Origin of the sequence: Terrilactibacillus tamarindi (assembly GCF_009718825.1) — a bacterium.
Lineage (GTDB): Bacteria > Bacillota > Bacilli > Bacillales > Sporolactobacillaceae > Terrilactibacillus > Terrilactibacillus tamarindi.
On the sequence record NZ_WNHB01000004.1, the window covers coordinates 116,211 to 131,423 of the forward strand.

Annotated in this window: 12 protein-coding genes; 6 read left to right on the top strand and 6 right to left on the bottom strand. The window is 37.4% G+C overall.

What is annotated here, in order from left to right; genetic code table 11:
* Positions 1-152: 152 nt before the first annotated feature.
* From GMB86_RS03785 to GMB86_RS03795, 3 genes are all read right to left on the bottom strand, one after another.
* Complete coding sequence (locus GMB86_RS03785; RefSeq protein ID WP_155216955.1) at positions 153-1,580, bottom strand: FAD/NAD(P)-binding protein; 1,428 nt, start codon at positions 1,578-1,580, stop codon at positions 153-155.
* 398 nt (positions 1,581-1,978) lie between these two features.
* The gene (locus GMB86_RS03790; protein ID WP_230458988.1) at positions 1,979-2,335 is read right to left on the bottom strand and encodes a DUF2512 family protein; all 357 of its coding nucleotides are present in this window, start codon (positions 2,333-2,335) and stop codon (positions 1,979-1,981) included.
* A gap of 157 nt (positions 2,336-2,492) precedes the next feature.
* A complete protein-coding gene (locus GMB86_RS03795; RefSeq protein ID WP_155216959.1) occupies positions 2,493-2,717 on the bottom strand; it encodes a YozQ family protein in 225 nt (74 codons plus the stop codon).
* A 274-nt stretch (positions 2,718-2,991) separates the two neighbouring features.
* Here GMB86_RS03795 and GMB86_RS03800 point away from each other — a divergent pair, with 274 nt between their 5' ends.
* Positions 2,992-4,248 (top strand): amino acid permease, encoded by a 1,257-nt coding sequence (locus GMB86_RS03800; protein ID WP_329602744.1) that lies wholly within the window; start codon positions 2,992-2,994, stop codon positions 4,246-4,248.
* 12 nt (positions 4,249-4,260) lie between these two features.
* On the opposite strand, the gene GMB86_RS03805 is transcribed toward GMB86_RS03800, so the two are convergent.
* From GMB86_RS03805 to GMB86_RS03815, 3 genes are all read right to left on the bottom strand, one after another.
* Positions 4,261-5,541, bottom strand: coding sequence for an ammonium transporter (locus GMB86_RS03805; RefSeq protein ID WP_155216961.1), 1,281 nt, complete (start codon positions 5,539-5,541; stop codon positions 4,261-4,263).
* 4 nt (positions 5,542-5,545) lie between these two features.
* Positions 5,546-5,944, bottom strand: a complete 399-nt coding sequence (locus tag GMB86_RS03810) for a hypothetical protein (protein WP_155216963.1) — start codon at positions 5,942-5,944, stop codon at positions 5,546-5,548.
* 374 nt (positions 5,945-6,318) lie between these two features.
* Entirely contained in the window at positions 6,319-7,776 is a 1,458-nt protein-coding gene (locus GMB86_RS03815) for a sugar porter family MFS transporter (protein WP_155216965.1), read from the bottom strand.
* A 351-nt stretch (positions 7,777-8,127) separates the two neighbouring features.
* On the opposite strand from GMB86_RS03815, the gene GMB86_RS03820 reads away from it, so the two are divergent.
* The 5 genes from GMB86_RS03820 (at position 8,128) to GMB86_RS03840 (ending at position 15,089) form a co-directional block, all read left to right on the top strand.
* Entirely contained in the window at positions 8,128-8,535 is a 408-nt protein-coding gene (locus GMB86_RS03820) for a universal stress protein (protein WP_329602745.1), read from the top strand.
* A gap of 26 nt (positions 8,536-8,561) precedes the next feature.
* The gene (locus GMB86_RS03825) at positions 8,562-9,320 is read left to right on the top strand and encodes an SDR family NAD(P)-dependent oxidoreductase (RefSeq protein ID WP_155216968.1); all 759 of its coding nucleotides are present in this window, start codon (positions 8,562-8,564) and stop codon (positions 9,318-9,320) included.
* A gap of 420 nt (positions 9,321-9,740) precedes the next feature.
* Entirely contained in the window at positions 9,741-11,621 is a 1,881-nt protein-coding gene (htpG, locus tag GMB86_RS03830; RefSeq protein WP_155216970.1) for a molecular chaperone HtpG, read from the top strand.
* A 472-nt stretch (positions 11,622-12,093) separates the two neighbouring features.
* Entirely contained in the window at positions 12,094-13,113 is a 1,020-nt protein-coding gene (locus tag GMB86_RS03835; RefSeq protein ID WP_155216972.1) for an NAD(P)-dependent oxidoreductase, read from the top strand.
* Between the two features lie 344 nt (positions 13,114-13,457).
* Entirely contained in the window at positions 13,458-15,089 is a 1,632-nt protein-coding gene (locus tag GMB86_RS03840) for an NAD-dependent malic enzyme (protein ID WP_155216974.1), read from the top strand.
* Positions 15,090-15,213 lie beyond the last annotated feature (124 nt).

Consider the following 15,213-nt stretch of genomic DNA (forward strand, 5'->3'; position numbering starts at 1 on the left):
ATTTTTAGAATGAAAGAATGACGCAGGTCGATGAAAAAGGCGCCCGCTTATATGGAATTTCAATACTACTGCCATTGAAATTAATAAAAGAAAAAATGACATAAAGAAACCAGTGTTTCTAAAAAACACTGGTGTATTATGAGTTTATAAAATTATAATTTACTTGTCACTTTCGGCCATTCACCAACAAATTCAACTTGATCATATTCGAAAAAGTCTTTTAAATTTGTCTCTCGATCATCGAGAAATAGTTCCTCAGCGATGGCTGATGTCAGTCTTGGAATGGCAAAACGCATACCTGAGAGAGCTGAAGCAGAAAGACCACAACTTAATAAAGCTGAATAGTTAAAGGCAAACAGTCCATGTAAGAGCTTTTTGCCCTCTTCATCACGACTTAAGAAAGCGAACCCAGGGCTGAGATAAGGGTGTGCATCAAGTACAGGGTTGAATACCTCCTCTGGTGCATGATAGCGGTCTCCCCACCTGGCAATATGTTTTTCGACAAGTGAAAGTTCAGGACGAAGAGCAGGATCTGTAAGTAGGCCGGTGCTAATGATAAGGAAATCGAACGTAAATTTTCCTTGTGGTGTCGTCACTACCGCTCCTTCGCTCTTTTCTTCTACGTCAAGCCAAGGGGAACCTAAGTGCAAATGGAACCCTGGCCATTTTGATGCACGTCCGAAAGTATCATTAGTCGGCGGTTGATTATGCTTGAAAAAGTGTGACATCGCTGCATATTTATCCTCATCCGATAAGACATGGAAATGTTCAATCATACCAGATGCCTCCATTTGTCTGATAGGATTTATCCGAGGCATTTCTTTCCGGCGAACAAAGACGTGAGCTTCTGCTGCTCCTTCTGTAAGAGCAAAATTGGCATTATCAAATGCGGAAGCGCCACCGCCTAAAACAGCGACTTTTTTGCCTTTTAATGCCTCGAAATCAATGGCTTCCGAGGTGTGGGCATAGAGATGGCGAGGACACTTCTCTGAAATCAAAGCTGGAACATGCCATTCACCACCACCTTGAATTCCAGTCGCAAGTACGACTTTTCGAGCTAACAAGGTGTTGGATGGCGCTCCAGGCCCTCCGATATGAAGTCGATGAATACCTTCTTCCGTTGGTTCGATCAGCTTAAGTTTGACCTCATTAATGACAGGAAGACCTAGAACCTGACGATACCACCTGAGATAATTCATCCAATCCCCTCGTGGAATTTTGTCAATGGCCTCCCAGCCTTCAACCCCGGCTTGAGCTTCCCACCAGGAACGGAAGGTGAGAGAAGGGATACCTTGATCAATCGAAGTGAGTTGTTTTGGGGTTCGTAGTGTGACCATACGAGCATAAGTTTCCCAAGGACCTTCTAAACCTTCTTTATTTTCATCAATGACAAGAATGTTGGATATTCGTTCACGAAGTAATCCGAAAGCTGTTCCTAATCCGCTTTGTCCGCCACCGACAATGATAACATCATAGACATGCCCATCTGGGTGGTTCACAGGACGTACCCATTCTGGTCCTCCAAAATCAAGATAGGAAAGATCGGTTTTTACACGTTCATTTAAAGTCTCTAAACTCATTGATATTCATTCCTTTCACCGAACACAATTCTTAAGACTAGTGCCTTTCTTTTATAAAAAGTCATCCTCATTTATAAACAAAATTAATACGATGAACGCATGTTGCATAAACGTTGCTATATTTGCTATGTCTATATTTTAACATTTTTCAGTCATTTGGTTGTATGTATAATGTAACTAAACTTCCTGTTAATGATTGTTAAATATCACAATTCTAGATGGATATAATACGTAAAAAGAGTCATCTTTTATGACTGGTCTTAAACGCATTGTTCATACAAAAGGAAAAAACTCCCCATGAACTAAAGTCATGGGGAGTGCGAGGTTAGTAATTAGAAACCACGAGAAATAAAAACAAACTCATCATAAAATGAATGAGTTTGTTTGTTAGATTGTGCTCATGATGGGGACTTTTGGGTTTTGCCAGTAGAAATCAAGTATCTATGGCTAAAGTATTCAACGACACCAAGTAAAAGCCCGATGAGAGTGGCTCCAAAGAACGTCACTGTATCTCCCCACACCATATTAGAAAGAAAATAGACAATCAGTACAGATACGATAAAATCAGCCGCTGTGCTGATCCATAAAGTCCCTCGTTTTAACAGAGCATATTCCATAACTACACCGACAATGGCAAGTACTACACCGACAATGATGGCTTGCCCTATAAAATCATAGTTGACACCAGGAAATAAAAACATTGAAATAATAACTGCAACTGGACAAGCAATGATTTTTAATAAAAAACTAGTCAATTTCATACCTCCCTTAATGTAGATTAGGTTATCCAAAACGAAAAAATATATTCACCATAAGAAATTGTTTATGGGCTATATTCGGTATGGAAACTGAAGGAAAAAATGTTAGGGTAGTTAAGTTAATACTTTACTCAAACATAAAAAGGAGTCGCATTTAAACGTTCCCTTTATTCAAACCTTTACGTTTTAAAGGAATATCCTTTCCGTCAACATCTTCCATAACACCGTCAATGGTACCCTCAACAAACGTATCACTAACTTGCTCATGAGTGGTTGCCAATCCTTTTTCTACTTCAGAATGACTTTTATAATCATTTACATCGTACGATTTTTCCGCAACTTCTGAACTCTTTGTTTCCTTTTGATTGTCTAATGCCAACAAAAAAACCCCCTTTTTGGTTTGTTTTATTATCACCAATTTTACTCAAATTAACATAGGTGCCTGTCACCGCCCGAATTTTGTCGAAAATTTTAAACATAGGTGCTTGTCACCACCCGAAATTACATTTTCCGTCATTTGGTTGGATAATAGAACTAATGTTCCTATTTATCATTGTTAAGTATCACTAAAATTAGACGGGGAATTAGATGCATGCTTCTAAAGGTAATGTCCATACTAATTTAAAAGTTATATTAGTCGGGAGGCTTATTCTGTGAAATTTCATCAACTTTTTAAACAAGTTGTTACTCATCAAAAAGAGAAACAAATAAAGAAAGGGAATGGCCCTCATCTTCCTTGGTGGAAGCTTTCTTTGATTGGTATTGGATCTGTTATTGGGGCAGGTTATTTTCTTGGGACCGGGCTTTCCATTCATCTTGCTGGTCCTTCCATTTTACTTGGTTATTTATTAGCTGGGGTCACAGCCTTTTTTGTTTTTAGTGCCTTAGCGGAAATGACGGTGAATGATCCTCAATCAGGTTCTTTTCGCGCCTATTCAAAAAAAGCTTTTGGTTCATCATATGGATTTGTGATTGGTTGGATGTATTGGTTGTCCGGATTGTTAATTATGTCTAGTGAAATCGTCGCGTTATCAACTTTTACAAAATTTTGGTTTCCAAATGCCCCATTATGGACTTTTACAATATGTTATGCACTACTCGGATTTGGTATTAACTTTATGGGTGTCCGAAATTTTGGCACCATTGAATCGATGTTCGCCGTTATAAAATTATCGACATTGCTAGCTTTTGTGGTTTTTGGAGTTTTATTTTTAGTCGGTTTCATTCATCCAATCAATATGACGACCATTGAGCATACATCATTTATACAGTTCTTTCCTCAAGGTGTAGGGGGTTTATGGTCGGCTTTGATCTTTATCTTTTTTTCCTTTGGAGGAATTGAAGTTGTCGGAATTGCTTCAGCAGAATTAAAGAACAAGCATGAAATTCCAAAAGCGGGTTATGGACTCGTGATTGCGCTTGTGTCAATGTATCTCCTGTCTTTATTTTTTGTGTTATATTTAGCCAATTGGACACGTATTAATACAGCTACAAGTCCGTTTGTGTCGGCGTTATCTGCTTTTCGGTTCCCTTTTATTGAATCCTTTTTTAACCTCATTATTATTAGTGCGGCCTTTTCAACTATGGTGGGTGCGCTGTTTTCAATTACACAAATCTTGGTTGCCCTCGCTGACGATGGAGATGCCCCTAAAATATTGAAAGAGAAAAATAAGCGGGGCGTAGCAACGAAATCTCTATTGATTACAGCCATGGGACTTGCGGTATCCATTCTATTTTCATTTTTATTGCCGAACACGCTATATGAATATGTTACGACCGCTGCAGGCGTTCTCTTAATATTTAAACATAGGTGCCTGTCACCACCCGAAATTTGTCGAAAATTTTCAGTAAGAGTAAATGATAAAAAGGATTATAGCAGAGACTTTCTCTACTACAATCCTTTTATCTAACACTATATTCTTCTAATTGTCTTCATCCTTTTTAATTTGAGGATTTATATCTTGAAATTCAATAAATTCACGTTCTTGATAAGCCGCTATGGCCCCGTGGTAGCTCACATCTAATCCTAACTCTTCTTCTTCTTCAGTTGCTCGGACTGGTATCCAACATTTAATCACCGATAAACCTAACCAAGTTAGAAAAAATCCCCATGTACATAAAACGATTAAGCCTAGAAGTTGTACGCCAATTAGGTGCCAATGTCCATCAGTTAAAAGTCCACCATCTGATGCAAATAACCCCACAGCGATCGTTCCCCAAACCCCTGATACAGCGTGGACGGGGAATGCACCGACAGGATCATCAATTTGTTTTGATTCTAAGAAGTCCGTAGCGAACAACATGAGGAGGCCTGAGATAGCCCCTATAAGAATGGCGAATGGATCACTCACGAAAGCGCAACCCGCTGTTATCCCGACTAATCCTGCCAAGGAGCCATTGATGACAGCACCAGCGTCAGATCGATTATATCGAAATAGCGTATAGAGTAATGTTGTTGCTCCGCCTGATGCTGCAGATAGCATCGTGACAATAGCGATGTGGCCAATTCGTACATCGGTGGCACTTAACGTGCTCCCTGCATTAAATCCAAACCATCCGAACCATAGAAGAAACGCTCCAACAGACGCTAGCGGTAGATTGCTAGGCAAGGCAATGGAGCTTGTCCCTTGAGGCGTAAATTTTCCTTTTCTTGGACCAATAAAAATAGCTGCAGCTAAAGCAGAAAAACCACCTAAGGCATGAATAACGGATGAACCAGCAAAATCCATCATACCTAGTTTTCCGAGCCAACCACCGCCCCATACCCAGTGTCCAGCGATAGGATAAATCAGTGCCGTCATAAGAATTGCAAAAAGAATATAAGCTCGAAAGTTAATGCGTTCCGCAACTGCACCAGAGACGATTGAAATCACAGCAACAACAAATGCGGCCTGGAAAAGCCAGAAAGTGTCTAAAGAGATGGGCAGATCTAAATGTGTCAGATTTCCAAGCATCATAAAGCCATTGGTACCAATGATTCCAAGAAAGTTATGACCATACATAAAACCAAAACCTAGCACATAAAAGCATAGAGTACCAATGGTTATATCAACAAACACTTTCATGATGATATTGACACTGTTCTTTTGTCTAACAAATCCAGCTTCTAAAAGAGCAAAACCGCCTTCCATTAGAATAATCATGGCAGCGGTCAGTACAACCCAAATTGTATTCAAACCGGAACTAAGTGTGTGAATGTTCATGATGTTAATCCTCCGATTTAGTACATAATCTTATTTCTTCATTTATTTTACTAGAGAATTCAATATGGCTTAAAGATGCCCCGTTGCTAAGACGTTTCATCGCACGATCCAACTCCAAAATTTGTTGGTTTAAAGCATCGATTTGTTTAATTCGTTCTTTCACGTGAACGATATACTCAACAGCAAGATGATGACTAGGTGGTCTGCCTGCAAAAAATTTCCTAATGGGCGATAAGGTATTATAAAAAGCTTCTTCAGCCTTTTTCTTATTTTGATATTGACTGATTTTATTTTTAATAACGTCAATTTCTTGTTTCTTGGAAGTTTTAATATGCTCTAATAATGCCAGATCACTAATGACAGGTATTTGATAATGAGTTTCTAAATCTTTTTGCGATATCATACCGAAGGCACCTCAGAATTCTATGTTAGATTTACTAACATTATAATGGCATATAAACTGCCAGTCAATTAGTTAATTTTACAATTTATCTAACTTTTAGATTTTTAATTGGTAAACCTTTAATTAAATTAATAAAATTAATATGTTGAAAAGCTTAGATAATAACTCACTATTTTAATGTGATCTCACCTAAAAATACTTACATAGAAGAGATATAAGTGATCTATAAGTGGTACAAAGACAAGAATAAGGTAGCAATTAAAGAAGAGCAGCTTTTTGATCGATGGACGATACGAGGTTATAAACAGAAAAAAAGGAGCTGATTTACAGCTCCTTTAGATATCGCTTTCATAAATTTATTATCAGCAATATTGTTATCTGCTTTCGTTGACTTTGGCTTTCCGGACAATTCGATTTTTATGTGCACGACGGAAATACTTCTCCACTTGCTCTAATGTGCGCCCATGGGTTTCTGGCAAATATTTTTTTACAAATGCAAAAGCTCCTAACCCTAACGCAAAGAAAACGAAGAACGTTGTGGATAATCCAATCTTATCGAGTAGTATCGGGAAAACCAAACCAATGAGAAAGTTCGTTATCCATAGACAGAAAACGCATACTCCCATTCCAAGGCCTCTAAGTTTCTGAGGGAAGATTTCGGATAGCATGAGCCATGTGACGGGTGCTATCGATCCTTGCTGGAAACCAAGGAATAGAACAGTTAGTGAAAGAACAACATATGGTAAAATGGCGGTTCCATCTAAAGTGAGAGAAAAAATACCGATCAGTAAGTGAGATAACATTATCCCAATGAGACCAACTAATAACATGGGACGTCGACCAAATTTACCTAATAGTAGAATTCCAATAAGAGTAGCAACAACAGAAATAATACCATTGGCAATATTACCAATAAGAGCAGCTTTTGTACTAAAACCAGCATTCTGAAGAATTATTGTTCCATAATACATAATGGAGTTCACACCAGTAATTTGCTGTACAATGGCAATACCAATACCTAGAAAAAGAATGCGTCGTATCCATGGTTCATTAAGATTTCTTAATGTTACCTTGACTACTTTTGATTCCTTATTAATAGATTCCCTAATCTGGATAACCTCTGCTTGAGCACGTTTTTCTTGGCGCACTTTTCTGAGTACACGTAGTGCTGCGCCCATCTTACCTTTAGAGGCATACCACCGCGGACTTTCCGGAACGATGTACATGCCTATCCACAAGAAAATAGCTGGCAAGGTGGCTATGACCAACATGTAACGCCAGACGTGATTATTACCATCTAGTGTATTACCAATGATTGCATTGAAAATATAGGCTAAAAGCTGTCCTGTTACTACCATTAACTCATTCTGTGAAACTATTTGGCCCCTACGTTCCATTGGTGAGATTTCGGCTAAAAACGTTGGGACGGTAACTGAGGCACCACCAACAGCTAACCCAAGTAGAAATCTAAAACCAACCATCACAGGGACATTCTGTGCTAAAGTACAGCCAAGAGTTGAGACTAGAAACAAGATGGCAAGGTATAAGATGACCTTTCGTCGCCCTTTTTTATCGGCTAACCTGCCACTAAAAATAGCTCCGAAAGCTGCACCAAATAGGAGTGAACTTGCAACAAGTCCTTCAGTAAAAGAATTGAGATTAAGCTGATCGGCTTGAGACATATAAGGTAATGCTCCGTTAATGACGCCAGTGTCGTAACCGAAGAGAAGCCCTCCGAAAGTTGAGACTAACGTAATCATACGTAAAAAACCCTTATGCCCAAGTTGATTATCAGTGTCCGACTCGGCATCTACCTGCTTTGTTGTATTCATTTTTTTATTATTCCTAATATTGTTTCTCCTCCTTTTAACATAATTATCTGTTATTTCCGGCAATTCGTCAAATAAGCCCTAGGACAATCGATGTTCTTAGGGATATTATTAGGGCTGTTATAGGACACTCTTAGAAGAGAAATAACAGAGGTCTACCATAAATTTTCTCTCTCTATATATTAAACTATGCGAATTATGTTCAGTTATGACGTTTAGAAGGTAATTTGGGCAATTGGTGCACATGTGAGAAGATAATACTCAAAAGTGTTAACTTAAAGGCTGGGGATGCGATATAATTATATTGAAATGGGAAAAGAAAAGGTGGTACATAAAAGTGAGGGAGGGATTTTAGTGTATGAGAAAATCTTGCTTGCAGTTGATGGGTCAGAGAATGCGAAAAGAGCAGCCAAGCATGCCATTCAAATGGCGTCTTTGTATCCGAATGCGAGTGTCAAAATCATTCACGTTATAGATATTTCAAAAGTAAAATCCGAAGTTCTAAATCCTGATCTAAAAGCAGAAAGAGAAAAGAAATTAAAGGAAGTAGAAAGTGCCTTTAAAAAGGCTCAAGTTCCTTATGAAATAAAGATAGAGCATGGAGAAGCAGGACCGACCATTGTAAACTATGCTAATAATGGGCAGTTTGACCTTGTTATTGTTGGTAGTCGAGGTTTAAATTCGTTACAAGAAATGGTTTTGGGAAGTGTGAGTCATAAAGTGGCAAAACGAGTGAAATGTCCTGTTCTGATTATAAAATAGCGTATAAATGGATTAAGGGGGTCATAATGAATAAAACAGTACTGATTACAGGGGCAACAAGCGGGATAGGTTATGAGTTTGTTAAACTTTTTTCGAAAAAAGGTTATCATCTCGTGCTCGTAGCTAGAAATCAAAAAAAACTTGAAGAGATCAAACAAACCTTCCATGGCATTGATATTACGATCATCTCTAAGGATTTAAGTAAATTTGGCGCAGCAAAAGAGGTATACGAAACCGTTGATAAGGCATCCATCCGGATTGATGTCCTTATTAATAATGCTGGATTTGGTTTGTTCGGAAATTTTAATGAGTTAGATATCCAAAAACAAAGCGAAATGATCCAGTTAAATATAACGGCTCTAACTGAATTAACACATTACTTTTTGCCATCATTAATCGAAAATAAAGGTAAGATCTTAAATGTGGCAAGTACGGCTGCTTTTCAACCAGGTCCATTGATGGCGATCTATTTTGCAACAAAAGCCTATGTTCTCTCGTTTTCAGAAGCTTTATCTGAAGAGCTCTCCGATCATTCTGTTACCGTAACGGTCCTTTGCCCTGGACCAACAAAAACGAATTTTGGACAAGCAGCTAATATTGAAGGATCAAAACTTTTCAGTCGTCCTGTCGATGCCAGCAAGGTTGCTATAAAGGGCTACCATGCTTTAATGAGTGGAAAAACGGTGGCCATAACGGGTGGGATGAACAAGATCGGTGCTTTGGCATCTACTTTTTTACCAAGAAAGCTTGTTGCTAAGATGACAAAATTTATTTTAAGTAAATAAAGATACATACAAAAGCGTAGGCCATCATTATGCGAATGTCCCAAATTGTGTTTATCAATATTAATAAACTAAAACCGAGGAATCATCCTCGGTTTTAGTTTTAGGCACTTACTTCTTCTTGTTTATTCTTTTTATTCCTTCTTAACAAACGTTGTTTTGTAGATTTTTTAGAATGTGATACACCGGTGGAACAATGATTAGAGTTAAAAGTGTTGATGAGAAAAGGTCTTCCTTTTTATATATCATTTACACAAAATATCTTACACTCTTTTTATTAAGTTTCATGTTCTTTCCCTTGACATATTTATAAGAATTATGTTATTAAAATAGTGATTAGCACTCGCGGGGTTAGAGTGCTAAAATAGAAGAGTATAAAAAACATAAACCATTATTTATATATAACGAAAGGAGAACCATCAAATGGAAACAAAGCAATTTAAAGCTGAGTCCAAACGACTTTTGGACATGATGATTCACTCTATTTATTCGAATCGAGAAATCTTCTTAAGAGAGTTGATTTCTAATGCGAGCGATGCAATTGACAAAATCTATTACAAAGCGTTGACAGATGATTCATTAAGCTTTGATAAAGAGAGTTACTACATAAAAATAGAGGCTGACAAGGATAGCCGAACACTGACCATCTCAGATACTGGTATCGGGATGACAAAAGAAGATCTTGAAAACAACCTTGGAACGATAGCAAAAAGTGGCTCATTAGCTTTTAAAAAGGAAACAGAATTAAAAGACGGTTATGATATCATTGGTCAATTCGGTGTGGGTTTCTATGCTGCCTTTATGGTCGCTGATGAAGTCACCGTAATGAGTAAAGCATTAGGTAGCGATGAAGCCTATAAATGGCAGTCAACAGGAGCAGATGGCTATACGATTGAACCGTGTGAAAAAGAGACCATAGGTACCGAAATTACATTAAAAATTAAAGAAAATACAGAGGATGAAAGCTATGATGAGTATTTAGAGGAATACCGCTTAAAAGCGATTATCAAGAAATACTCTGATTTTATTCGCTATCCAATTAAAATGAATGTAACCGTCCAAAAACCAAAAGAGAATAAAGAAGATGAATTTGAAGAGATTACCGAAGAACAAACCATTAACAGTATGGTTCCGATCTGGAAGAAAAACAAAAAAGAACTGACAGATGAGGACTACGAGAATTTTTATAAAGAAAAACGTTATGGTTTTGATAAACCACTTAAACATATTCACATCAACGTAGATGGGGCAGTCAGATACAATGCCATTCTTTTCATTCCGGAGAATATGCCATTTGACTACTATACGAAGGAATATGAAAAAGGCTTGGAGCTCTACTCTAACGGCGTCTTAATCATGGAAAAATGTGCCGATCTTCTTCCTGACTATTTCAGTTTCGTCAAAGGAATGGTTGATTCAGAGGATTTATCACTTAATATTTCAAGGGAAATGCTACAACAAGATCGCCAATTAAAGCTTATCGCAAAAAATATAAACAAAAAAATTGCGAGCCAATTAAAAAGTTTAATTAAGGATGACAGAGAAAAATACGATGCCTTTTACAAATCATTTGGCAGACAATTAAAATATGGTGTTTACAGTGAGTTTGGAACTCATAAAGATGTCTTGCAGGATCTGTTAATGTTCTATTCATCTATGGAAAAGAAAATGGTGACTTTAAAAGAATATGTTTCGAGAATGCCAGAGGATCAGAAATACATTTACTATGCAGCTGGTGAATCTAACGAACGTATTGAAAAGTTACCACAGACCGAGGTTGTAGCTGATAAAGGTTATGAAATCCTTTATTTCACCGACGACGTAGATGAATTCGCCATCCGTATGCTTCAAAAATATGATGAAAAAGAATTCAGATCTGTATCTAGCAGTGATTTAGGCTTTGAAGCAGAAGAAAGTGAAAAAGACACAGAAGCTGAGAGTAAAGAAAATAAAGATCTATTCGATTATATGAAAGATGTATTACAGGGCAAGGTAAAAAGCGTCAAAGTATCAAAGAGATTGAAATCACACCCGGTCTGCTTATCGACTGAAGGTGAAGTTTCTATCGAAATGGAAAAAGTGCTAAACCAAATGCCGGATAATCAAAACATTAAAGCAGACAAAGTATTGGAAATTAATGTCCATCATGAGGTATTTAACTCATTAAAAGACGCTTTTGAAAATGATAAAGATAAATTACGTTTATATACGAATCTCTTGTATAACCAAGCATTGTTAATTGAGGGATTGCCAATTAATGATCCAGTAGAATTTACGAATGACATGTGTAAAATCATGGTTTGAAATTAATGAAGAAAATGGGCGGTGGAACTTATCCATGCGTCCATTTTTTTGTTTGTTTATATGTTTAACGACTAAAAGTAAGATAGAATTGAGCCACTTCACGAAGGGATTGAGCCACTTTGCCAAGGGATTGAGCCACTTCACGGAGGGATTGAGCACCGGTTCATCGACTTTCTAAGATCCGAGAAGCAGATAAATTTATCAAGTGAAATATGATTATTGATCTCATAAAGTTTATAGGTAATCACGCATATTTATTTCTTCATTGGGTATTATACACAAAAGAAAAACCAATTAATGTGTTCACAAAAAGGACACTTTCATGGGCGTTATAGTGAAAAATAGAGTGCTATAATAAACCTGTGAAATAGACCACAAGCATTTATTTCAGTGATCATTCAATGAATCATTAGTTTTATGAAATCGTTTTTCTTGAAAATTTAATAAATTAAATATGTGGAGGTTACTTTTTATGTCATTCAAAATTTTATGCTACGGCGTAGAACCTTATGAAGAACACCTATATCACGAACAAAATAAATATGGTTATGAATTAACATTAGTTCATGAATTACTTAATAAAGACAATGGTCATTTAGCAGAAGGCTTTGACGCTGTCTTGTTGTTTGTAAACTGTATAGCTGACCGTGATAACATTAAAAGATTCCACGATTATGGCATTAAATACGTCTTTACACGTACTGCTGGATTCAACCATATTGATCTAGAAGCTGCTGCTGAATATGGTATTAAAGTTGCTCGTGTCCCTGCGTATTCACCAAATGCTATTGCTGAATTATCTGTATCTCTTGCCTTTTCTTTATCAAGACATACAACATTCACAACGGACAGAACGAAAGATTTGAACTTTGAAGTCGCTGAACCAATGTTCAGTAAAGAAATCCGTAAAAGTACCATTGGTATCATTGGTATGGGTAATATCGGTTGTGTTGAAGCTGAACTTTTCAAAGGTTTAGGTGCTAAAGTTGTCGGTTATGATGTATTCCAAAGTGATCGTGCAAAAGCACTCGTTGAATTTATGGAATTAGATGACTTATTAGCAGCATCAGATATTGTAAGCTTGCACTTGCCTTATTTCCCAGGTAAAAATGAAAACTTCGTAGGTGAAGATTTTATCAGCAAAATGAAAGATGGTGCTGTTCTTATTAACACCGCACGTGGTGAGGTTGTTGATGAAGCAGCGGTATTAAAAGCCATCAAATCTGGTAAACTTGAAGGATTCGGCGCAGATGTATTAACTGAAGAAACTCGCTTCTTCGGTAAAGACTTCTCAGACGGTAAGGAATTCCCTGATGAAACAATCAAAGAACTTATTGCTCAATATCCAAAAGTTCTAATTACACCACACGTTGCCGCAATGACAACGGAAGCTGTTTCAAACATGATTGCGACTAGCTTCGAAAACTTTAATGAATTATTAACTAAAGGTACACTTAAAAACGAAGTAAAATTACCTGAAACAAGCAAATAAGATTAACAATCAGTGAAGGTGTGTACTAGCGTTGAAACGTTGGTACATGCCTTTTTTGTTTTTTGATTTAAATTTCAACTGGTTTTTTTCCATCCTCCACTAATTAAAAGTCTGGCCCAATCGGGCGTTATCCTTCACCTAGGGATATCTTTTGCAAACATTCTCTTGAGGTTGGGGCCTTTTATCACCGTTAATACTGGGTAAATTTAATTAAATGTTTTTTTGAAGGTTAAGATAGACTAAAGTATAGTTGTATTATTAAAAGACGTAAAACTTTTTAGTCTAAATAAGTAGAATAACTATTTAAAATAGATCTGTTTATGACGAGAAAAGGAGGGCAATGGATGGAAGGTAAGTATTTATTAAGTGATCCGCTGTACAATAAAGGAACGGGTTTTACACGAGAAGAGAGAGTGAAATATAAATTACAAGGTCTTCTTCCGCCAGTTATCCAAACGATTGAAGAACAAGCAGAGCAAATATATCATCAAATTCAACAAAAAGCAGATAACATGGAAAAACATTTGTTTTTAATGCAACTATATGATACGAATCGAACACTCTTTTATTATGTCATGTCTAAACATATATCAGACCTACTTCCTATTATTTATACACCGACGATCGGTGATGCGGTCATGCAATATCATGAAACTTACACAACACCTAAGGATGCTGTATTTCTGTCCATCAATCAGTCTAGTGATATGCACCAGGCATTGCTAAATGCGGTCTCCGAACCAAACAATATTGATATTATTATCGTAACGGATGGTGAAGGAGTTCTTGGAATAGGTGATTGGGGAGTCAATGGTGTTAATATATCAGTTGGAAAACTAGCGGTCTATACAGCAGCATCAGGCATTGATCCATCACACATTTTACCTGTTGTTTTAGACGTTGGAACAAATAATGATGCCTTATTAAAAGACCCTTATTATCTTGGAAATAGGCATAAACGTATAGAGGGTGAACCATACGATGCTTTCATTGATCAATTTGTTCATGAAATCCAAGAGGTTTTTCCAAAAGCTTTGCTTCATTGGGAAGATTTTGGACGAAGTAATGCAGCGAGAATTTTGGAAAAATACAATGATCGAATTTGTACCTTCAATGATGATATTCAAGGAACAGGGATTATGATGGTGGCGGCGGCGCTTGCAACGATAAAAGTATCCCATATCCCTTTACAAGACCAACGTATTCTAATATTTGGTGCAGGAACAGCAGGTATTGGTATTGCAGAACAACTTGTAGAAGAAATCGTTCGGTCTACGGATCTTAGTGAAGCAGAAGCCATTAAGCAATTTTATCTGGTTGATCGTCATGGAGTAGTGTTAGATAACATGAAAGGATTAACCGCTGGACAAATTAAATTTGCACAGTCCTATGTGAATTTTGAAAGAAAAAACGTGAGGGATCTCTACCGTATTGTAAAAGAAGTTAAACCAACGATGCTCATTGGTGCATCGGGGGTAAGTGGTGCTTTCACAGAAGAAGTAGTAAAAGAAATGGCGAAACATACGGAGCGTCCTGCTATTTTTCCCATATCGAACCCAACGAGATTGGCAGAAGCAAAAGCAAACGATTTAATCAAGTGGACAAATGGGAAAGCCCTCGTTGTGACAGGCAGTCCGTCAGCTCCAGTGGAATATAACGGTGTGTCTTATAAAATAGGACAGGCAAATAATGCCCTTCTTTATCCTGGACTTGGTTTTGGCATTGCGATAGCCAAGGCAACTCGAGTAACGGCTAATATGCTATCGGCAGCCGCCCATGCTGTAGCTGATGTGATTGATGTTTCAAACCCAGGTGCACCCATGCTGCCATCCGTTGCAAGGTTGAATGAAACCTCAAAACTTGTGGCAAAAGCGGTGGTAAAAGAATGTTTAAGAGAAGGAAATCATCAAGTGGAGATAGACGATATTGATTTAGCCATAAATCAAGCGATTTGGACTCCAGAATATACATCATGAATTAGCAAGATAGGTTTACGGCGTACTTCCTGTATTTTTAGCAGGATGCGCCGCTTTTTTGGGTGGGAATCTTGAGCCTTAAAGGTGAGAAAATCCCAATTTATATAACTTGAAATCCTTAACA